This window comes from Tamlana sedimenti (genome assembly GCF_038148895.1).
GTDB lineage: Bacteria > Bacteroidota > Bacteroidia > Flavobacteriales > Flavobacteriaceae > Tamlana.
This window is the reverse complement of record NZ_JBBVGQ010000005.1, coordinates 103,695-125,531: the sequence shown is the minus strand read 5'-3', so window position 1 is coordinate 125,531 and position 21,837 is coordinate 103,695. Positions and strand designations below refer to the sequence as shown.

Below are 21,837 nucleotides of genomic sequence, written 5' to 3'. Positions count from 1 at the left end.
TATATTACAGGTGCATTCCATTGAATCTTTTGGAACCCATGACGGTCCAGGAGTTAGAATGGTGGTGTTCCTTCAAGGCTGCAAATTAAAATGTTTGTATTGCCATAATCCTGATGCTTTAGCTACATCGGGAGGTAAGGAATATGAAATTGAAGAATTGGTTAAAATGGCTATAAACCTAAAACCTTTCTTTGGTAAAAAAGGTGGTGTTACTGTCTCAGGTGGTGAACCATTATTGCAGGCAAAGGCATTGATACAATTCTTTAAAAGTTTAAAAGAGGAAGGTATTCATACAAACCTTGATACCAATGGAAGAATATTGAATCATTTTTCTAAAGAATTACTGGATGATTATGCCGATTTAATCATGTTGGACATAAAACACATGACCGACGAAGGTTACGAAACTTTAACCGGTAAATCAAATAAACAGATAGCATTTGATTTGGCTGAGCACAGGGAATTGTCCGGAAAAAAAATGTGGTTGCGTTATGTGTTGATTCCTGAAATAACAAGCAAGCCGGAATTGTTGCATGCTTTGGGCGAACATTTTAAGGATTACAATACCATTGAGAAAATTGAAATACAACCTTATCACAAATTAGGGATACATAAATGGGAAGCTTTAGGATGGAATTATGAACTTAAAGATGCCCGAGAAAACACAAAAGATGAATTGGCTACTGCTGCGGCTATTTTACAGAACTATTTTAAAGAAGTAAGAATAAACTAGTTGGCATTAGGTAGCTGAAAATTAAACAATTATGAATGCAAATAAATTAAAAAACAGATGGTTGATTGCTGCTTCGGCAGTAGGAATCCATATTTCAATTGGTTCGGTATATGCATATTCCGTAATGACCAATCCGGTAAAAGAGATTTTTGATGTAGACGGAAGCGTCATTAAATGGGCATTTAAAATAGCCATCCTATTATTGGGGCTATCTGCTGCCTTTTTAGGAAGATGGGTTGAGAAAGTTGGACCCAAAGTAAGTGGTACAACGGCAGGAATATTCTATGGCATTGGGATTTTAGGTTCAGGTCTGGCCGTTCAATTAGAGTCATTGATTCTATTTTATCTATGTTATGGTGTTATTGGAGGCATAGGGTTAGGACTCGGCTACATTACTCCGGTAAGCACATTGGTAAAATGGTTTCCTGATAGACGTGGTCTTGCTACAGGTATGGCAATTATGGGGTTTGGGTTTGCTGCTCTGATATTTGGACCAGTCATGCAATCTTTATTTGATTCGGTTGGTGTTTCAAATGCCTTTTACATTTTAGGAGCCATCTATACCGTATTAATCTTATCATCGGCAAGATATATTGAAAGACCTCCAGAAAACTACATGCCGGCCGGATATAATCCTGGAGAAGGCAAAACGTTAAAAACTGATATGGCCAATATTGATGCCAATGCCTCATTAAAAACCACTCGGTTTTATTATATCTGGATTATGATATTTATAAATATTGCTTGTGGTATAGCCATTATTTCTGCGGCTAGCCCAATGATGCAAGAGAAATTGAATTATACGCCTATGGAGGCTGCAGCTATTGTAGGATTGATAGGTGTGTTTAATGGTTTGGGCAGAATTATGTGGTCTAGTTTGTCCGATTATTTAGGAAGGGCAAATACCTACATTCTATTTTTTGTGTTTCAAATTTTAGCTTTTTATTTCTTGCCAAAGATTTCTATGGAGCTTACATTTTTGATTATTCTGTTTACGGTAATCACCATGTATGGTGGAGGCTTTGCAACATTGCCTGCGTTTTTAGGTGACTTGTTTGGCACTAAACAATTAGGTGCAATTCACGGTATGGTTTTAACGGCTTGGGGATTGGCAGGAGTTGTAGGTCCTACAATTTATGATGTTGTTAAAAATGCTACAGGTTCATTGGATGCAACTCTTGGAGTATTTGCAGTATTGTTTGTGGTGGCTTTGGTAATTTCCCTGCTTATGAAACGGTTGGTATTGAAAGCCTACAAAGGCATTGAGGAGAGAAAATTGAAACTAGCTTACTAGTTATTTAGATTAATAGTAGTAAAAACCTCTTTCTATTTTAAGAAAGAGGTTTTTGTGTTTTTATTAGCCAACTATTAAGTTTAGTGAGACTCTATCCATAAACGAGCATTGACAAAGGCTTCCAGCCATGGTGAAATTTCGTCTTTTCTTCCCTCAGGATAATATGCCCAGTTCCATTGAAAGGTGGAGCGCTCAATATGTGGCATGGTTACCAAATGACGTCCCGTTTTATCAGACATCATAGCAGTGTTAAAATCAGACCCGTTTGGGTTATGCGGATAACCTTCATAACCATATTTGGCAACGATATGGTATTTGTCCTCAGCATAAGGTAAATTGAATTTACCTTCGCCATGCGAGATCCAAACACCTAAAGTGCTTCCAGCTAGTGTTGAAAGCATCACCGAATTATTCTCCTGAATTTTCACAGAAGTAAATGAACTTTCATGTTTATGGGAATCATTGTGGTGCATTTTTCCATGGATTTCGTGGTCTGGATTTATTTCTTCCAATTCCATAAACAATTGGCAACCATTACAAATTCCAACAGAAAGCGTGTCTTCTCTATTGAAGAAATCCTGAATAGCTTTGTTGGCCTTTTCGTTGTATTTAATGGCTCCTGCCCAACCTTTTGCAGAGCCTAAAACATCAGAATTGCTAAAGCCTCCAACGGCACCCAAAAATTGGATATCCTTAAGGTTTTCCCTGCCTGAGATTAAATCGGTCATGTGTACATCCTTTACATCAAAACCAGCTAAATACATGGCATTGGCCATTTCACGCTCAGAATTACTTCCTTTTTCCCGTAAAATTGCAGCTTTTGGTTTTGGTTTGTTCAAGTCAATTACAGGAAGCTTCCCAGTGAAATGACTTGGGAAGTTATATTTTAGCGGTTGGCTTTTGTAATTATCAAAACGATCTTGAGCTAACCCATTTGCGGTTTGTTTTTGGTCGAGTAGGAAAGAGGTTTTGTACCAAACATCACGCAACCTTGAAACTGTCATAGTAAATACGTCGGTGTGGTTAATGATGCTCAAAGTATCGCTCTCAGTTACTTTTCCAATGTTGAAAAATTCAATGTTTGCTTCTGACAAAACGCTTTCAATTGAACTATCTTTCGATTGAATCACCAAACCTGTATTTTCAGCAAATAAAAGTTTAAAGGAATCTTTCTCATTTAACGCAGATAAATCCAATTCAGCACCAAGATTGTTGTCGGCAAAACATAGTTCCAAAAGTGTAGCAATCAAACCGCCAGAAGCTACATCGTGCCCTGCAACAATTTGCCCATTTCTTATTAAGTTTTGAACGGTATTGAATGCGTTTTTGACGTACGAAGCATCCTTAACAGTCGGTGTTTCTTTTCCAATTTTATTTAAAATTTGGGCAAACGAACTTCCCCCTAATTTAAAATCATCTTGAGATAGGTTGATATAGTAAATATCACCTGCATTTTTATTAAAAACGGGTTCAACAACTTTGGTAATGTCGTTGCAATGGGCTGCTGCCGAAATAATGACAGTACCTGGAGAAATCACGTCTTCATTAGGATATTTTTGCTTCATGGAAAGCGAATCTTTTCCCGTTGGCACATTAATACCTAAATCAATAGCAAACGCTGAAACGGCTTCAACAGCTTCGTATAAACGGGCATCTTCACCTTCATTTTTACAGGGCCACATCCAGTTTGCCGATAAAGAAACCGATTTTAGACCATCTTTCAATGGAGCCCAAATAATGTTGGTCAATGCTTCTGTGATGGAATTTCTACTTCCCGCAACCGGATTAATCAACCCAGAGATGGGCGAGTGGCCAATAGAAGTGGCAATCCCTTCTTTTCCTTTGTAATCCAATGCCATAACACCAACATTGTTAAGAGGCAATTGTAACGACCCAGCACATTGTTGTTTAGCAACTTTACCACCAACGCAACGGTCTACTTTATTAACCAACCAATCTTTACAAGCAACTGCTTCAAGTTGCAATACTTGGTCTAGATAGGTGTAAAATTCATCAGGGTTATAGACAATATCGCTATAATTTCTATTAATTGTTTTGTCGGTCATTACCGTTTTTGGCGAGCTTCCAAACATGTCTTCCATGGCTAAATCCATGGGTTTATGCCCATTGGTTTTAGACTCAAAAGTGAATCGGTCATCTCCCGTAACATCACCAACAGTGTACATGGGCGAACGCTCACGGTCGGCAATTCTGTGTAAAAAGTCAATATGTTTTTCACCAATAACTAATCCCATACGTTCTTGCGATTCATTACCAATAATTTCTTTATCCGATAAAGTTGGGTCTCCAACAGGAAGCGCATCCAAATCAATTTTACCACCAGTATCTTCAACCAATTCTGAAAGGCAATTTAGGTGACCGCCAGCACCGTGGTCGTGGATGGAAACGATAAAATTTTCATCACTTTCTACCATACCACGAACAGCGTTTGCAGCACGTTTTTGCATTTCAGGATTGGAACGCTGTACGGCATTCAATTCTATGCCTGAAGCAAATTCACCTGTGTCTGCTGATGAAACCGCAGCTCCACCCATACCAATGCGGTAGTTTTCACCACCAAGAATCACAATTTTATCTCCTTTTTTGGGTGTGTCTTTCAACGCTTGGGAAGTTTTCCCATAACCAATACCACCTGCTTGCATGATAACCTTGTCGAAGCCAAGTTTGCGAGCATCTTCTTCGTGCTCAAAAGTTAAAACCGAACCACAAATTAGTGGTTGCCCAAATTTATTTCCGAAGTCTGATGCCCCATTTGAAGCTTTTATCAAAATATCCATTGGGGTTTGGTATAGCCAATCACGTTCTGGGAATGCTTTTTCCCAAGGGCGATTTTCTTCCAATCTTGAATAAGATGTCATATAAACTGCGGTTCCAGCTAGAGGAATAGAGCCTTTCCCACCAGCCAATCTATCGCGAATTTCACCTCCTGAACCTGTTGCTGCACCATTAAAAGGCTCAACAGTGGTAGGGAAGTTGTGTGTTTCGGCTTTTAACGAAATCACAGAGTCGAAATCTTGCGTCGTGTAAAAATCTGGAACATCAGCACGTTTCGGTGCAAATTGTTCCACTTGTGGGCCTTTTATAAAAGCTACGTTATCTTTATATGCCGAAACAATATCGTTCGGGTTTGTTTCGGATGTCTTTTTAATGAGTTTAAAAAGTGAAGTTGGTTTCTCTTCACCATCAATTACAAACGTACCATTGAAAATCTTATGGCGACAATGTTCACTATTCACTTGCGAAAATCCAAACACTTCAGAGTCCGTTAGCGGTCTGCCAATTTTCTTTGAGACACCTTCCAAATATTCAACTTCTTCATTACTCAATGATAAACCTTCTTGCACATTATAAGCTGCAATATCTTCAATATTCAAAATAGGTTCTGGCTTGATGTTTATGGTGAATGATTCCTGATTCAATCCATTAAATTTCTCTGAAATCATCGGGTCGAAATCCTTAAAATCTTCAGCAACTGCTTCAAATTCCTCAATACGAATAATATCTTGAATGCCCATGTTTTGGGCGATTTCTACCGCATTTGTACTCCAAGGTGTAATCATGGCCGCGCGTGGACCAACAAAAAAAGCACCCAATGATGCTTGTTCTATTTTAGGCTGGTTGCCAAAAAGCCATGTTAGTTTAGAGATGGTTTCGGTTGATAATTCTTTTGTGGTTTGCACTGCAAAAACTTTGCTGGTTACGTTTCCAAAGAAATGAATCATTAGGTATGGATTTGTGTGTTAAAAGAAAGTGCAAATTTAGGTCTTTTTAATGGAATTTTATCTAAATATAAAATGGAAAAAGAAGAGTTATGCACTAGGTTTTGAACAGACGGTTTTTTAAAAGTATTTTCTGAAAATGTTTACTACTGAGCCATGGTAAGAGCGCCCGAATAAGTTTAAATTAACCAACAAGTAATACAATTGGTAAATTTCTATTCGTGCGGAGGTGTTTTCATCTGGTTGAAAATAATCCTGATAAGTCTCGTAAAACCTAATCCCAAAACCACCGAATAATTTGCTCATGGCAATATCTACTTCGTGATGACCATAATACACAGCTGGGTCAATTAAATATGGTGTGCCATCTTTTGAAATTAAATAGTTGCCGCTCCATAAATCGCCATGCAATAAAGCAGGTTTTATATTTTGAAATAAGTGTTGAAGCTGAATTTGGATGCTTTGACCAGAGTGGCATTCGGCATTTGAAAGTAAGCCTTTTTGTTTGGCCAGTTCAATTTGGGGTAACAAACGTTCTTCTGTGTAAAAGTCAACCCAACTTTTGTGTTGTTTGTTGCTTTGTGGCAAACTACCAATAAAGTTATCTTGATTTAAACCGAAGTTTTCTGCAGGACATTGGTGCAATTTGGCCAGTTGGCTTCCCAAATTTTCAAAATCTTTGGAAGAGGGCGATTTGCTATTAATGAATTCCATCAGCAGAAAAGCAGTGTTTTCAAAACGGTTACAGCCTAAAACCTTTGGTGTTTTTATGGTATTGGTGTTGCCAATTGTATTTAGCCCGTTAGCTTCAATTTGAAACATGTGCAACGCATTTGAAGATTTGTTTGTTTTAATGAAATATGAGTTTTTTTCAGTTTCAATTTTATAAGCGGTTGAAATATCGCCACCATGAACTGGTGAAACTTTGGTGATGGTTTCGTTTAAGATGTGTGAAATGTGTGATTTTAAATTCTCAATCATTTAAATCGATTCAACGTTTCCGTTTATAGCAACTCTGAACAATCTCATTCAAAAAAACTTCGGTTTTTATATGGGTAAATTCCAAAGATTTTGGCAGAACATCAAATAGCGGAACGCCATCGCCTAAAAGTATGGGCAGGGTGGAAATACGAAGTTCATCAATTAAATCTTCCGCCAAAAAATTTTGAATCACTTTTCCACCATCAATATATAAATTGTAAAACCCTTTGCTGTGGATGGTTTTTAATATTTCATTTTCATCACCTTGTAACAGGGTAACTTTATTGTTTAAGTCTTTTGGAACTTCTTTTAAGGAGTGGCTTAAAACAAATACGTGCTTTTTGTAGGGCCATTGAATATCAAAACCTATGACGGTTTCAAAGGTGGTCTTTCCCATAACAATGGCATTAATCTCATCCATTAACGCATGGTAGCCCATGTCATTTTGTCCTGGGTTGGGAATCATTTCCAACCAATCTAACTCACCATTTTTTCCAGCGATAAAACCATCAAGGCTTTTGCCAATGAATACAATGTTTTTGGTTTTCATAAAACCAAGATAAGCAAGATGGGATTCCAAAACTAGTTTAGAATGATATAAATTATTTAGCTTTTCGCTCTAACAACGCCATATAAAACCCATCATAACCAGAAGTATGGGCCAATATTCTTTTGTCTTTTATCAGCTTAAAGTTTGCTCCAGCTTCCGATTTTAAAAAAGCTTCAACTTGGTTTTGGTTTTCAGATGGCAATACCGAACAGGTGGCGTAAACCAGTTTTCCTAAGGGCTTTACCATTTTTGAATATTGTTGCAACACTTCTTGTTGGGTAACTCTAATACGGTCTAAAAACTCAGGTTCCAGCTTCCATTTGGCATCTGGATTTCTGCGTAAAACGCCTAAACCAGAACATGGGGCGTCAATTAAAACACGGTCGGCTTTATCGAATAATTTCTTGATGGGCTTTGTTGAATCCAATACTTTTAAATCGATATTATGCACGCCATTTCTACGGGCACGAACCTTCAGTTTTTTGAGTTTACTTTCATAAATATCCATAGCGACGATTTGCCCCTTGTTTTCCATTAAAGAAGCAATGTGAAGGGTTTTGCCACCGGCACCGGCACAAGTGTCGACCACCTTCATGCCTGGTTTTACGTCAAGAAAATCGGCAACCAATTGTGATGACGCATCCTGAACTTCAAAAAGTCCATTTTTAAAAGCATCGGTTACAAAAACGTTGGCGCGTTCTTTTAGTTTTAGCGCAGATGAGTAGCCTTTGATGAATTCAGTTTCAATACTGTTTTCGTCAAATAGAATATTTTGTAGTTTTCCTTTGGTGGTCTTTAGGGTGTTAACACGCAAAATAACATCGGCTTGCTCGTTTTGCATGGCAATTTCTTTGCTCCACTGTTCTTCACCCAATTCTTCCAATCCAACATTGTCAATCCAATCTGGGATGGATTCCCTAAATTTTCTAATTTTTGAAAGCTCATCAAAACGTCCTTTTATTTTACGGGTTGGTGTGTTTTCAAAATATTTCCAATCGGGTAATTTTATACCTTTAAGTGTGGCCCAAACGGCAAACATGCGCCACAGGTTATCACGGTTAAAAGGTTCTCTTACATCAGCAATTTCAGCATACAGGCGTTTCCAGCGCACAATATCATAGGTGGTTTCGGCAACAAAAGCTCTATCCCGCGAACCCCAACGTTTATCCCGTTTTAATAGTTGTTGGATGACTTTGTCGGCATATTCACCTTCATTAAAAATTTGGGTCAATCCATCAATAACTGCAAAGCATAAATTTCTGTGTAATCGCATTGTGTTCAATTAAGGTTGCAAAGGTACATTAAAAGCTTTAAAGCCGATAACTATCATTACAGGAAAGTTTTAGGTATAAAAAAGGGAGCGATTTGCTCCCGATGAAATTATGGTTTTGGGCGGTCGCGCCGCATTTTTTTCCATTGCTCAAACAATTTCTTTTTAAAATCTTCTTCAGCAATTTTGAGCATGATTATTTTTTTGGGCGAAATAATTTTTTTCAACTTGTTGTTCAGTTTTGCTTCTTCTTCACATAATTGACTTTCGGCAGCAGCCATATCGCTTAAAAGCTGACTTGCTCTTTCATTTGAAAGTGTATTGATATTGTCTTTTATTTCGCGGCGCATATTTTTAATATCCTCATGTCTCAGTTTGTGGGTAACATCGTCATAGGCATTGTAAATGGGCCAAAACTGTTGGGCTTCACTTTCTGTTAAGGACAATCTTTCAGTAATGAAGGCCACTTTCTGCGCTTTAATTTGGTCTCTTTTGTCTTGGGCAAATGTGCTTAAGGACACTAAAAACATCAAAATGGGGAGAATAATTTTTTTCATCTATTTAAATTTTTATTCAGCAATTAAATCTTCAACATCTAAATGGTTTAACAAGTAGGTTTCTATGTTTTCATCATCAAAATTAACATCTGTAAAATCAGATTCTGCCAGCTCTTCCTCAGTCATTAAGGATGCTAGTTCATAGGAATCTAGAATATTTTCATCCAATAAATAATTTTCAACAGTTTCGGTGTCTAAAGATGACCATGGGTCCCTTTCAAATATCGATAAATTGAAAAGGAGTAATACGGCTGCGGCAACTCCAGATATGTAGATGAGGGTTCTTTTGTTAAATAATGAAATAACCTTAGATGAATTTTGTTCTGAAGTTTTTTCAATAATACGGTCTTCTAAAGTGTCAAAATAACCATAAGGTGTTTTAAAACCAGAATGGCTGACTTTTTCCGTTAGTTTTATTTGATTCATAACAACATCTTCAAAGTTGTTAAAGTAATTGTTAGGCACTTTAAAACCAGCTTCTTTAATGTTATGTATTTTGTTTTTATTCATCTTGCTAATAAGACTGTTGTTTTTTGTAAAGGTTTAATCTTTAGTTAAATAGTCTTCAATTTTTTTTACCGCTATATGATAAGATGCTTTTAAGGCGCCTTCGCTGGTCTCCAAAATTTCGGACATATCTTTATATTTTAAATCCTGAAAATATTTCATATTGAAAACCAATTGCTGTTTTTCGGGCAGTGAAGCAATCGCTTTTTGTAATTTCAATTGAATGTCGTCGCCTTCAAAATACACATCTGATGCCAAATTCTTTATGGCCAGTTGCTGAACTTCTTCGTTGGTGGTTTGCAAACGTTTTGCATTTTTATTGATAAATGTTATGGATTCGTTGGTTGCAATACGATACATCCAGGAAAACAATTTGCTGTCTCCTTTAAAGTTATGAATATTTTTAAAGATTTTTATAAATGTGTTTTGAAGCACATCATCGGCATCGTCATGCGATTTAACAATGTTTCGAATCTGCCAATACAAACGTTCTTTATAGAGTGTAATTAAAACTCTAAAAGCCTCTTCTTTATGTTTTTCGGATTGTAATTGTTCAACTAGATGTGCTTCGTCCGTCACAAAAAATGTTTAGTTTTTAGACTACTAAATATACTAAAAGTTTAAGGCCTATTTTTAGTTTTTTATTCAAAAATTAAAATATTGAAAATCAGATATTTAAAAAACATTTTATCGATGAAGTGTAATTAAAATACGATTAAATGCATTTTTTCTTGTGAAATATGCTTTTATGCTTTATGTTTGTATCAGAAACCTATTTATGTTGTTAGATGGCCCCAAATCTAGCATAACAAAAAAGGATAGACGCCCCCAAACTCTATCCTTTTTCTTTTTTAAATAGTTTCTTAATTTTATTCCAAACTTTGCATTTCCACAAGTTTTTTGTAGACACCTTTTTTGGCAATGAGTTCGTTGTGTTTGCCTTGCTCAACTATTTCACCTTTGCTAAGTACGACAATATCGTCGGCATTTTGTATGGTAGAAAGCCTGTGCGCAATAACGATGGATGTTCTGTTTTTCATCATATTTTCTAGGGCAACTTGAACCAAGCGTTCACTTTCAGTGTCGAGTGCAGATGTAGCCTCATCCAAAACCATAATAGGTGGACTTTTAAGTACGGCTCGAGCAATACTTAAACGTTGTTTTTGGCCACCAGAAAGCTTGTTTCCGGAATCTCCAATATTGGTTTCTATGCCTTCGGGTAAATCTTTAACAAATTCCCATGCATTGGCAACTTTTAAAGCTTCAATGATTTCTTCGTCTGATGCATTGTTGTTGCCAAGCTTTAAATTGTTTTTTATGGTGTCGTTAAAAAGGATGGCATCTTGGGTTACAATGCCCAATTGTTTCCGTAAAGAGCTTGTAGTAATATCTTCAATATTTTTACCGTCTATTAAAATTTCTCCATTATTCACATGGTAAAAACGTGTGATTAGATTAGCAATGGTTGATTTTCCGCTGCCCGATTGCCCTACCAATGCCACTGTTTTACCTTTAGGAATGGTTAATGAAAAGTTTTTTAGAACATATTCATCTTGATATTTAAATGAAATGTTTTTGAATTCAATTTTTGAATCGAATCCTGTTATATCAATGGCATTTGGTTTATCCTTTAAGTTGTTTGGCGAGTCAATGATTTCTTGAATACGTTCTGCTGCAGCACCACCTTTCTTTATGTTGTAAAGTCCTCTGGAAATTGCTTTTGCTGGGGTTAGGATGTTATAGGATAGCCCCATGTAAACCAAGAATGTACTGCCGTCCAAAATTGAATTTGCACCACTGTTTAGCACTAAATTTCCACCGTACCAAAGAATGACTGAAATCATGCAAATACCTAAAAACTCACTGGCTGGAGAGGCTAAATTTTGGCGGTTCAATAATTTATTAGAGAAATGGTAAAATCTGTTGGTAGACTCTTGAAAGGTTTCATTAAATTTTTCTTCCGCATTAAACCCTTTAATGATTCGCAATCCTGTAAGTGTTTCCTCTAAGGTAGATAAAAATACGCCCTGTTCCTTTTGAACACGGTCTGATTTTCGTTTTAAGCTTTTGCCAATTTTTGAAATCAGGAAGCCCATAACAGGGATAAAAACAAAAACGAAAAGCGTAAGTTGCGGACTAATGATGAGCATGGCAACTATGGTAAAGATTATGGTTAAAGGTTCTCTTACCATAAACTCGAGCACGGATAAAAAGGAGTATTGCAAATCTTGAACATCTCCTGTTACCCTTGCCAAAATATCACCTTTGCGCTGTTCTGAAAAGTAGGATAGAGGCAATTCCATTGTTTTTTTATACACGGCATTTCTCAGGTCTCGGATAACGCCATTGCGTAAAAAAACTAAAAAATAGTTGGCCAAATAGCCAGAAATGTTTTTCAATAAAAACATAATCACAATCAAGGCAACAACAAAAATTAGGGCTTTAGATTTGTCTCCACCAGTGAACAAATTCATTTGAAATAAAAGGTAGTCTTCCGCAAAATGTCCAATGTCCATTAATCCGGAATACAGAGGTTCTGTCTCAGGAGGAGTTTTGGTATTGTCAAAAATAACATCAAGCATGGGCTTTAATGCTATGAATGATAGTGTGCCAAATAAAGCAAAAAACACATTAGAAATAATGTGTCCTATTGCATATTTTTTATAAGGTTTGGCGTACCTTAAAATGTTAAAAAAATGATTCATTAAATTAATTTCATGTCTTTTAAAATAGCCTCAGCTTTTGCATCAAGCTCGGCTTCCTTCTTTTTGAAATTAGCCACGCTATCTAATTTGGTATTGACACTTACGTAGAATTTTATTTTTGGTTCGGTTCCGCTTGGTCTTAAAGCTACTTGGCTACCATCTTCTGTGTAATAAATTAACACATTTGATTTTGGAATGTCAATCATGCTTTGTTCACCAGTGACCATATTTTTCCGAATAGATAAATCATAGTCCTCAAACTTAACCACTTTTGTGCCATTAATGACTTTAAGTGTATTGTTCCGGGCATCGGTCATCATTTGTTTGATTTCTTCTGCTCCTTCAATGCCTTTTTTGGTAAGTGACACTAATTTTTCTTTGTAAAGGCCATGCTCAACATAAAGTTTTAAAAGTTCTTCGTAAAATGAGCTTCCTTTAGATTTTGTTATAGCCGCAATTTCACAAGCCAATAAGGTTGAGGTTACGGCATCTTTATCACGAACAAAGTCGCCCACCAAATACCCGAAGCTTTCTTCACCACCACCAATAAAGCTAAGGTCTTTAAAATCATGTATTAGTTTAGCAATCCATTTAAAACCTGTTAATACAATTTTGTTGTCCACACCGTACGAATCGGCCAATTTATTTAGCATTGGCGTAGAAACAATAGTGGTTGCAATAAACTCTTTTCCTTTTATTTTGCCATCTGCTTTCCATTGTTTTAGAAGAAAATCGGTCATCATGATCATGGTTTGGTTGCCGTTGAGAAGCTGTAATTCGTTTTCGGAATTGCGTACCGCAACACCCAATCTATCACAATCAGGGTCTGTTCCAATAACAATATCTGCACCAACTTTTTCAGCCAGTTCCAAGGCCATTTTTAAGGCGGCAGGTTCTTCGGGATTAGGCGATTTAACTGTTGGGAAACCGCCATCCGGCACTTCCTGTTCCTTCACAATATGAACGTTTTTATAGCCGGCTTGTTTCAATGTTTCTGGAACAGCCGTTATAGACGTGCCATGCAGCGAAGTAAACACAATTTTTAAATCGTCCTTTGCGGCTTGGGTTGCGCCAACACAACCGTTTTTAACTGATGCTTTTATGAAGGCTTGATCAACATCTTTTCCAATATAATGTATTAATGAATTATTTGCTTCAAATTTAATATCGGCATAATCCAATTCATCTATCATGTCGATTACCGCATTATCATGGGGTGGTACCAATTGACCTCCGTCCTGCCAGTACACTTTATAACCATTATATTCCGGTGGGTTGTGCGAAGCCGTTAAAACAATACCGCAGTGGCAATTTAAATGTTTTACCGCGAAAGATAACTCTGGCGTTGGCCGTAAATCTTCAAATAAATAAACCTCAATGCCATTGGCAGAAAACACATCGGCAACTACTTTAGCTAAGGTTTTACTGTTGTGGCGGCAATCGTAAGCAATAACTGCTTTTGGGGTTTCTCCCGGAAATTGTTTGTGCAGATAATTACTTAAACCTTGGGTGCTTTTACCAAGTGTATATTTGTTAATTCGGTTTGTGCCAACGCCCATAATACCGCGCATACCACCTGTGCCAAACTCTAAATCTTTATAAAAACTTTCCTGGATATCTTTCGGGCTATTGGCAATACTATTTTTTATTGTTGATTGCGTTTCATCATCAAATGCGGGGGTTAACCATGCATTTATTCTTTCTAAAATCTTTGGTTCAATGTGTATCATAATATCTTGAAGAGTTTGGTTCAAAATTAATCAATTGGTATAGATTAATTTGTAATTAGTTGATCTTTTAAAGGTAATTAAAACAGGTGGAAATTTTTAACTGAAATTCAATTTTTCTTTAATTAAGTAGCGACTTTTGTCTTGTTTATTGCGTAAAACCAATTCACCTAAAAAGCCGGCTACAAAAAATTGGGTGCCAATAATCATGGTAACAAGCGCAATGTAAAATTGAGGACGTTGGGTAATCAATCTGCCTGAAGGATTTAAAAATAGTTTGTCGACTCCTAAATAAACCGAAAAAGCAAACCCAATAAGAAACATTATAACGCCCAAAGCCCCAAAAAGATGCATAGGGCGTTTTCCAAAATGCGATAGAAACCAAATGGTAATCAAGTCTAAAAAACCATAAATAAAGCGGTTCATGCCAAATTTGGTCACACCATATTTTCTGGCTTGGTGTTGCACTACTTTTTCACCAATTTTTATAAATCCGGCATTTTTTGATAGAACTGGAATATAGCGGTGCATTTCGCCATTTACATCAATGTTTTTCACAACATCGATTTTATAGGCTTTAAGCCCGCAGTTAAAGTCATTCAATTTTACGCCAGAGGTTTTTCTGGCAGCCCAATTAAACAATTTTGAAGGCAGATTTTTAGAGATAACAGAATCATAACGTTTCTTTTTCCAACCTGAAACCAAATCAAAACCTTCATTAACAACCATGTTGTAAAGTTCAGGGATTTCATCGGGGCTGTCCTGTAAATCAGCATCCATGGTTATGACCACGTCGCCCTGTGCTTTTTCAAAACCTGCATGTAGCGCTTGGGATTTGCCATAGTTTTTTAAAAACCTAATGCCCTTAACACAGTTGTTTTGTTTGGATAGTTTAGAGATTATTTGCCAAGAATCATCGGTGCTGCCATCGTCAATAAAAATGATTTCGTATGAAAATTGATTGGATTGCATCACTTTTGCAATCCAATCATGCAATTCGGCTAAAGAGTCCTGTTCGTTAAGTAGTGGTATAACTACAGATATGTTCATTCAGTTAAATTCAATATTTGATGTTTCAAAAATACTGAATTTATTCGGCGTCTGGATTACTTTTTTTCATAGCGGCTGCAACTATTAAACCAATAATACTGAAAAACACAAGATACCCTGCCAAACCTTTTGCGATGTTGCCCAAAGAATATTGGTTTTGTGTTTCCATTTTTTTAACCGCTTCATCAATGGCCTCACTCGGTGCATTAAAACCTTCCATCATTTGAACTGTTTGCTCTATGGTTTTTTCCTTTAAAACTTCTGCAGCCTCGGTATCAACAACATTGAACAATAAAAAAGAAACAAAAGTGCTAATTAACAACCCGATTAGAACCGTAATAAAATACGAAGTGAATGACTGCTTAAAACTGGCAAAGCCATCTTGCGCTTGTTTTGTTTTCGCCACAGATATAATGCCCATTACAATAATGATTAATAAAATAAAAATGCCTAGCCACATGTTGGTTAACAATTCTATGTTGATGGCATATGTAAGAACCGTAATTAGGGCAAGTAAAACACCCAAATACAATCCATAATTTGAAGCAATAGATTTTAAAGATTTTTCCATGTTTTTTATTAAATTTTGTTAGTTAGCTGTTAGTATCCAAAGATAGCAAAACGTTACATTTGCACTAAAAATAAAAAATAATAAAAAGTGTTGTGCATTTATAAAAAATACTTAAATTTGCACTTCCAAAATTGAAAGTACAAAAAGCATAAAGCGATGAGAAAAGGTATACATCCAGAAAATTATAGAGTAGTGGCTTTTAAAGACATGTCTAACGACGATGTTTTTTTAACAAAATCTACCGCAGATACTAATGAAACTATTGAGGTTGACGGTGTGGAGTATCCATTAGTTAAGATGGAGATTTCAAGAACATCTCATCCATACTACACTGGTAAATCTAAATTGGTAGATACTGCTGGTCGTATTGATAAATTCAAAAACAAATACGCTAAATTTAAAAAATAAGTTTAGCCCGTTCATAATTTTAAAGCCTTTCATTGTTGAAAGGCTTTTTTGTTTTATACAATTCTTCTATTTTTGGTAATGCTAATTAAAGTTATAAGGGATCGGCTAAAAGTCTAAGAACTTTAAACTTTTCAACTTTCAACTTCACTATGAACTACATTCTTTTTGATGGCCCATCGCGCAATAATTTGTTACCTTTTACATTTACGAGGCCCGTTGCCGATATTCGAGTTGGTATTTTAACCATTAGGGAAAAATGGGAGTCTTTTTTAGATACCACAACCACCACAATTACCGAAGATTATTTGTCTGATAAATATCCTATGGTGGAAATGGACGAAAATGTGATGATAAATGCATCTTATCTTCCAAATTTTGAATTGGTTGAAATGGTTCGCGATTTGAAGGAGAACCAAGCCATTTTTAAAGATGAAGATGTCATAGCATTTTTTGCCAAGGAAGCTCAAGAAGATATCAATTTTGATGCCTTTGATCCTATTGAATTTGCCGAAGATATTGTGAAGATTGAGCACACTTGGGATATTTTTTCAAAAAATGGTGAAGCTATTCAGGAAGATTTTAATTTAATTACCAAAGGAAGAAAATCAAAGCCCATTCCATCAAGTAATAATGTTATTGCCGCCGAAAATATTTTTATAGAAGAAGGCGCGAAATTAGAATTCACAACGCTTAATGCCAGCAATGGTCCAATTTATATTGGTAGAAATTCTGAAATTATGGAAGGTTCTATAATTCGCGGACCTCTTGCCTTGTGTGAAGGGGCGGGCATTAAACTTGGAGCTAAAATTTATGGACCAACCACCGTTGGGCCGCACAGCAAGGTTGGGGGTGAGGTTAACAATTCGGTTATTTTTGGGTTCTCTAATAAAGGTCATGATGGCTTTTTAGGAAATTCTGTACTGGGTGAATGGTGCAATTTAGGGGCAGATACTAACAACTCCAACTTAAAAAACAATTATGCCGAAGTTCGTCTTTGGGACTACCAAACTGAAAGTTTTGCCAGAACTGGTTTGCAGTTTTGCGGACTTATGATGGGCGACCACAGTAAATGCGGTATTAATACCATGTTCAACACAGGTACCGTGGTTGGCGTAAGCACCAATATTTTTGGTAGTGGTTTTCCAAGAAATTTTGTGGCAAGTTTCAGCTGGGGGGGTAGCTCTGGTTTTACAACATATCTAACAAAAAAGGCATTTGAAGTAGCTGAAGTGGTCATGTCCAGAAGAAGCGTTGAATTTTCGGAACAAGACAAAGCCATTTTAGAACATGTTTTTGAAATAACCAAAAAATATAGAAGGGAATAGACTGCTTGCTTTAAAATGACTAAACTGCTACTATCGGTCATTTGCCGATAGTAGTTTAGTTTACTGGGAGTTCCTATTGGGTTACTTACCGTTTGGGGTTTTTACACATTGCTTGAAAACAGATGGAAAAAATCTGTTGTAGTTGTTAAGGATGAAATCAATTATATTGGTAAAAAGCTTGAGGAATAAGACTAGTTTGTTTTTTCTTTTTTAACAGATCTTAAATCTAATAAATTAATCGGGTTTATGCCCAAGCCCGTTACATTTTTTTGTGTAAACCTTATCACTTCGTCATAATAAAGCGGAACCATAATGGCTTTGTCCATGGCCAAAGAATCCATGGTTTTGTATAAATGCTTACGTTTTTCAATGTTTGTAATGGTAAAGGCTTTATTGTATAAACTATCAAACCTATCGCTTTTGTAATGAAAATAGTTAGAGCCCTTTGGAGCAAAATTTTCACTGTAAAAAATGGATAAATAATTTTCGGCATCCAAATAATCGGCAATCCATGAGCTTCTAAACATATCAACTTTTCCATTGGAGCGAGCGGCTCGTAAAGTGGCTTCGGGCATCACGTCAACATTAATTTTTAGTCCCGATTTTTCAAGCTCCCTTTGGATGAATTCGCAAAAACTCAAATAGTTACTGGTTGTAACCAAAGTAATTTCAGGATTTGTTATGCCACTTTCTTTTTTAAATTGTTCAACCAATTGTTTTGCTTTTTCTGGCTGATAGCTAAAACCGATGGACTCATCATAACCTGGTAGCCCAATGGGAATAAAACCGTCGTTGGCCGGATTACCAATGCCATTTCTTAAATAAATCATCATTTTTTTTCTGTCAAAGCCATAATTTATGGCCTTTCTAATGAGTTCCGATTGTATTTCGGGCGTTTTGGAATCCAGATAAAAACCCAAATATTCAGTATTCAAATACGGGCCGCGAATCATATTTACGGTTTCAGCATATTTGTTCCTTAGTCGTCCGTCTGCTGTTAACAATTCATCTTTATATGAGGCGTCCAAACTATTCAGAAAATCTAAATTGCCTTGAACAAATTGAAGAAATTCACTTTGCTTATCGGGTAAAAAAGTGAGTGCAACGGCTTCCAGATAGGGGAGTTGAATGCCGTTTTTATCGATTTCAAAATAATTTTCATTTTTCCTAAATACCAGTTTAATATTTTCTTCCCAACGTTTAAATTTAAAAGGACCGGTCCCAATGGGATTTGCCCTAAATTCAGAACCATAATGCTCCACAATTTCCTTTGGCACCACCGAGCAGTATTTCATGGTTAAAAGTCCGATGAATGCAGGAAAGGGTTGTGTTAAATTGATTTCGAAAATTGTATCGTTTAGAGCTTTAAAATCATCCACTTTATTGAGGACCCAGCTTCCGGGAGCAGCAATTTTTGGATTTCTCAGCCTGTTCAAACTATATTCAAAATCTGAAGCATTTACAGTTCTTGTAGAATCTTTTCCGAATAGTTCATGCTTATGAAAAACAACATCATTTCGTAAGTTAAAGGTATAGGTTAAACCATCTTCTGAAACCGTCCAGTTTTTGGCAATACAAGGCAGGATGTTTAATTCATCATCCAATTGCACTAAGCCATTGAATAATTGGTTGCAAACGGAATTGTCTTGTAAGGTTCTTGAAAAAGCAGGGTCTAGGGTGTTTATATTGGCATATTCGTTATAGCGAAAAACCAGATGGTCTTTATTGGCATTTGGGTCATTTCCGCAAGAGAAAAGCAATAGGGCAATACAACTAATTGATAAATAGCTTATTATTTGTCCCAGAATAGGTTTTACCATATGGTTTATTAGTTGTAAATTTGCAATCTTTTAGCGGTAAAGATAAATTTTAAAAGATCCTGAAGCAAGCGCAGGATGACAAAAGATAATGAACAAAAAAGTCGCATTTTACACTTTGGGTTGTAAGCTGAATTTTTCGGAAACCTCTACCATTGCAAGAAGCTTTAAGGATGAGGGTTTTGATAGGGTTGATTTTGCCGAAAAAGCGGATATTTATGTGATAAACACCTGTTCGGTTACGGAGAATGCCGATAAGCGTTTTAAGACCATTGTAAAGCAAGCACAAAAATCTAATCCTGAGGCGTTTATTGCGGCTGTTGGTTGCTATGCTCAGTTGAAGCCCAATGAATTGGCCGATGTTAATGGAGTGGATTTGGTGCTTGGTGCCACCGAAAAATTTAAGATTACAGATTATCTAAATGACCTTTCAAAAAATGATTACGGTGAGGTGCATTCCTGCGAAATTGGAGAGGCTGATTTTTATGTTGGCAGTTATTCAATAGGAGACAGAACCCGTGCTTTTTTGAAGGTTCAAGATGGATGCGATTATAAATGTACATATTGTACCATTCCTTTGGCAAGAGGTATTTCACGTAGTGATACTATGGAAAACGTGCTTAAAAATGCCAAGGAAATTTCAGAAAAAAACATCAAGGAAATTGTATTGACAGGGGTTAATATTGGTGATTACGGAAAAGGCGAATTCGGCAACAAAAAGCACGAGCACACATTTTTGGATTTGGTAAGCGAGTTAGACAAAGTTGAGGGTATTGAACGCCTCAGAATTTCATCAATCGAGCCAAATTTGCTAAAAAATGATACTATCGATTTGGTTTCAAAATCTAGGGCATTTGTACCGCATTTTCATATTCCGTTGCAATCGGGGAGTAACGAAATCCTGAAAAAAATGAAACGCCGCTACATGCGCGAGTTATATGTAGATCGCGTTTCAAAAATTAAAGAGGTGATGCCAAATGCCTGTATAGGTGTGGATGTTATTGTTGGTTTCCCTGGTGAAACCGACGAGCATTTCCTCGAAACCTACAATTTTTTAAATGAATTGGATATTTCATATTTACACGTGTTTACTTATTCAGAACGTGATAATACAGAGGCTGATAAAATGGATGGTGTTGTTCCAAAAAACGTAAGGAATAAGCGCAGTAAAATGTTACGCGGGCTATCGGTTAAAAAGCGCCGTGCCTTTTACGAAAGCCAGTTGGGAACTACAAGAACGGTGTTGTTCGAGAGCGAAAATAAAGAAGGGTACATACATGGGTTTACCGAGAACTATGTAAAAGTAAAAACGCCATGGAACCCTGAGTTGGTAAACACCCTTCACGAGGTTGAGCTTACTGAAATTGATGCAGATGGATTGGTTCGGTTTGGTTTTGTGAATGCTATGGTGGAATAGACTTGAATCAGCATATAGAATAAAAAAATCCGAAACATAATCTGTTTCGGATTTTTTTATTCTTAAATCAAACATTTAAATTCTAACACCAACAGGAAGCATGCGCTTATACTTTCTGTTGCTTCTCACAAATTTTGCAATTTCAGGACTGGTAGGAACTACACTTAGGTTGCGTCCTTCAATTTGGTTAAAAACAAGAGCTAAAAATTCTTTTTTAAAGGTCTCGTTTTTAAGGTCTTCGGGAATAATCAGTTTGGTTAAAAAAATCTTTCGCTCTTGCAATGAGTATTCAATTTTTGCTAAATGACCGTCAATTTTAATTTCATATTGACGCAAGAATTCATTGTCAATTAATTCTGCTGTTTCAACCATGATAACTTATTTTAATTTTTAGGAATGTAGATAGTGAATACTATTTGTATAACTTTGTACAAAATTACGAAAAAAAATCAGAAAAATAAAGGAAATGGGAGGTTAATGCCCTATGATTCAAGAGGTAATACATGTTTATTTTATGCCAGGAATGGCAGCGAGCCCTAAAATTTTTGAGTATATTAAGTTGCCAGAAAGTCATTTTGAAATGCATTTCTTGGAGTGGATGATACCTTCTGAAAATGAGTCGATTAGCAATTATGCTTCGCGGATTTGCGAAAATATAAAGCACGACAATGTAGTTTTGGTGGGTGTCTCCTTTGGGGGAGTTTTAGTCCAGGAAATGGATAAGCACATCAATGCCAGAAAACTTGTCATTATTTCAAGTGTAAAGTCTTCTTCTGAATTGCCCAAAAAAATGATTCTGGCCAAAAACACAGGTGCCTATAAAATTATTCCAACACAACTGGCTAGCAAGATGGAGCTTTTTGAAAAGTATATTTTTGGATCAACTGTTTCCAAACGTTTTGAACTGTACAAAAAGTACCTTTCTGTAAATGACAATAAATATTTAAGCTGGGCCATCAAAAATATGGTTTGTTGGAACCAGAAGATATACCGAGAGGATATTGTGCATATTCATGGCGACAAGGACCCTGTATTTCCAATTAAATACATAGATAATTGTATTGTCGTTAAAAACGGAACACACATTATGATTATTAACAAGCATAAATGGTTCAATGAAAATTTACCAAGAATAATTTTAGATAACTAGGTTGATTTTTTTTAACTTTATCAAAACTTTTTAAA

The 21,837-nt window shown here is 36.3% G+C and carries 19 protein-coding genes; 6 read left to right on the top strand and 13 right to left on the bottom strand.

What is annotated here, in order from left to right:
• Positions 1-10 precede the first annotated feature (10 nt).
• Positions 11-733: a pyruvate formate-lyase-activating protein gene (pflA, locus tag WJN01_RS13005; RefSeq protein WP_445197595.1), complete on the top strand. Its 723-nt coding sequence runs from the start codon at positions 11-13 to the stop codon at positions 731-733.
• 31 nt (positions 734-764) lie between these two features.
• Positions 765-2,027, top strand: coding sequence for an L-lactate MFS transporter (locus WJN01_RS13000; protein WP_445197594.1), 1,263 nt, complete (start codon positions 765-767; stop codon positions 2,025-2,027).
• An 80-nt stretch (positions 2,028-2,107) separates the two neighbouring features.
• Here the strand turns inward: WJN01_RS13000 and purL are convergent, their stop codons facing one another.
• The 11 genes from purL to WJN01_RS12945 all read right to left on the bottom strand — a co-directional run bounded on the left by purL (position 2,108) and on the right by WJN01_RS12945 (position 15,685).
• A complete protein-coding gene (gene purL / locus WJN01_RS12995) occupies positions 2,108-5,770 on the bottom strand; it encodes a phosphoribosylformylglycinamidine synthase (RefSeq protein WP_445197593.1) in 3,663 nt (1,220 codons plus the stop codon).
• Positions 5,771-5,887: 117 nt separating this feature from the next.
• A complete protein-coding gene (locus WJN01_RS12990) occupies positions 5,888-6,748 on the bottom strand; it encodes a fructosamine kinase family protein (protein ID WP_445197592.1) in 861 nt (286 codons plus the stop codon).
• Between the two features lie 10 nt (positions 6,749-6,758).
• A complete protein-coding gene (locus WJN01_RS12985; protein WP_445197591.1) occupies positions 6,759-7,298 on the bottom strand; it encodes a dihydrofolate reductase family protein in 540 nt (179 codons plus the stop codon).
• Positions 7,299-7,350: 52 nt separating this feature from the next.
• Positions 7,351-8,571 carry an RsmB/NOP family class I SAM-dependent RNA methyltransferase gene (locus WJN01_RS12980; protein ID WP_445197590.1) on the bottom strand — a complete coding sequence of 407 codons (1,221 nt, stop codon included), beginning with the start codon at positions 8,569-8,571 and terminating at the stop codon, positions 7,351-7,353.
• Between the two features lie 107 nt (positions 8,572-8,678).
• Positions 8,679-9,125, bottom strand: coding sequence for an ABC transporter permease (locus WJN01_RS12975; RefSeq protein ID WP_445197589.1), 447 nt, complete (start codon positions 9,123-9,125; stop codon positions 8,679-8,681).
• Positions 9,126-9,137: 12 nt separating this feature from the next.
• Positions 9,138-9,635 carry a hypothetical protein gene (locus WJN01_RS12970; RefSeq protein ID WP_445197588.1) on the bottom strand — a complete coding sequence of 166 codons (498 nt, stop codon included), beginning with the start codon at positions 9,633-9,635 and terminating at the stop codon, positions 9,138-9,140.
• A gap of 33 nt (positions 9,636-9,668) precedes the next feature.
• Positions 9,669-10,211 (bottom strand): RNA polymerase sigma factor, encoded by a 543-nt coding sequence (locus WJN01_RS12965; RefSeq protein WP_445197587.1) that lies wholly within the window; start codon positions 10,209-10,211, stop codon positions 9,669-9,671.
• 290 nt (positions 10,212-10,501) lie between these two features.
• The gene (locus tag WJN01_RS12960; RefSeq protein ID WP_445197586.1) at positions 10,502-12,337 is read right to left on the bottom strand and encodes an ABC transporter ATP-binding protein; all 1,836 of its coding nucleotides are present in this window, start codon (positions 12,335-12,337) and stop codon (positions 10,502-10,504) included.
• The gene (locus tag WJN01_RS12955) at positions 12,337-14,067 is read right to left on the bottom strand and encodes a phospho-sugar mutase (RefSeq protein WP_445197585.1); all 1,731 of its coding nucleotides are present in this window, start codon (positions 14,065-14,067) and stop codon (positions 12,337-12,339) included. The genes WJN01_RS12960 and WJN01_RS12955 overlap by 1 nt, the downstream gene beginning before the upstream one ends.
• A gap of 96 nt (positions 14,068-14,163) precedes the next feature.
• On the bottom strand, positions 14,164-15,114 hold the full coding sequence (locus WJN01_RS12950; RefSeq protein WP_445197584.1) for a glycosyltransferase family 2 protein: 951 nt from the start codon (positions 15,112-15,114) through the stop codon (positions 14,164-14,166).
• 40 nt (positions 15,115-15,154) lie between these two features.
• Positions 15,155-15,685, bottom strand: coding sequence for a DUF4199 domain-containing protein (locus WJN01_RS12945; protein ID WP_445197583.1), 531 nt, complete (start codon positions 15,683-15,685; stop codon positions 15,155-15,157).
• A gap of 156 nt (positions 15,686-15,841) precedes the next feature.
• On the opposite strand from WJN01_RS12945, the gene WJN01_RS12940 reads away from it, so the two are divergent.
• Together WJN01_RS12940 and WJN01_RS12935 are read left to right on the top strand one after the other, a co-directional pair.
• Complete coding sequence (locus WJN01_RS12940) at positions 15,842-16,093, top strand: type B 50S ribosomal protein L31 (RefSeq protein ID WP_167918659.1); 252 nt, start codon at positions 15,842-15,844, stop codon at positions 16,091-16,093.
• A 149-nt stretch (positions 16,094-16,242) separates the two neighbouring features.
• Positions 16,243-17,418: a GlmU family protein gene (locus tag WJN01_RS12935; RefSeq protein WP_445197582.1), complete on the top strand. Its 1,176-nt coding sequence runs from the start codon at positions 16,243-16,245 to the stop codon at positions 17,416-17,418.
• A gap of 191 nt (positions 17,419-17,609) precedes the next feature.
• On the opposite strand, the gene WJN01_RS12930 is transcribed toward WJN01_RS12935, so the two are convergent.
• Positions 17,610-19,238, bottom strand: a complete 1,629-nt coding sequence (locus tag WJN01_RS12930) for an ABC transporter substrate-binding protein (RefSeq protein ID WP_445197581.1) — start codon at positions 19,236-19,238, stop codon at positions 17,610-17,612.
• A gap of 88 nt (positions 19,239-19,326) precedes the next feature.
• Here WJN01_RS12930 and mtaB point away from each other — a divergent pair, with 88 nt between their 5' ends.
• Entirely contained in the window at positions 19,327-20,652 is a 1,326-nt protein-coding gene (gene mtaB, locus WJN01_RS12925) for a tRNA (N(6)-L-threonylcarbamoyladenosine(37)-C(2))-methylthiotransferase MtaB (protein WP_445197580.1), read from the top strand.
• A gap of 75 nt (positions 20,653-20,727) precedes the next feature.
• Here the strand turns inward: mtaB and WJN01_RS12920 are convergent, their stop codons facing one another.
• Positions 20,728-21,024 carry a GNAT family N-acetyltransferase gene (locus WJN01_RS12920; RefSeq protein ID WP_445197579.1) on the bottom strand — a complete coding sequence of 99 codons (297 nt, stop codon included), beginning with the start codon at positions 21,022-21,024 and terminating at the stop codon, positions 20,728-20,730.
• A 112-nt stretch (positions 21,025-21,136) separates the two neighbouring features.
• On the opposite strand from WJN01_RS12920, the gene WJN01_RS12915 reads away from it, so the two are divergent.
• Positions 21,137-21,802: an alpha/beta hydrolase gene (locus WJN01_RS12915; RefSeq protein ID WP_445197578.1), complete on the top strand. Its 666-nt coding sequence runs from the start codon at positions 21,137-21,139 to the stop codon at positions 21,800-21,802.
• Positions 21,803-21,837: the final 35 nt, after the last annotated feature.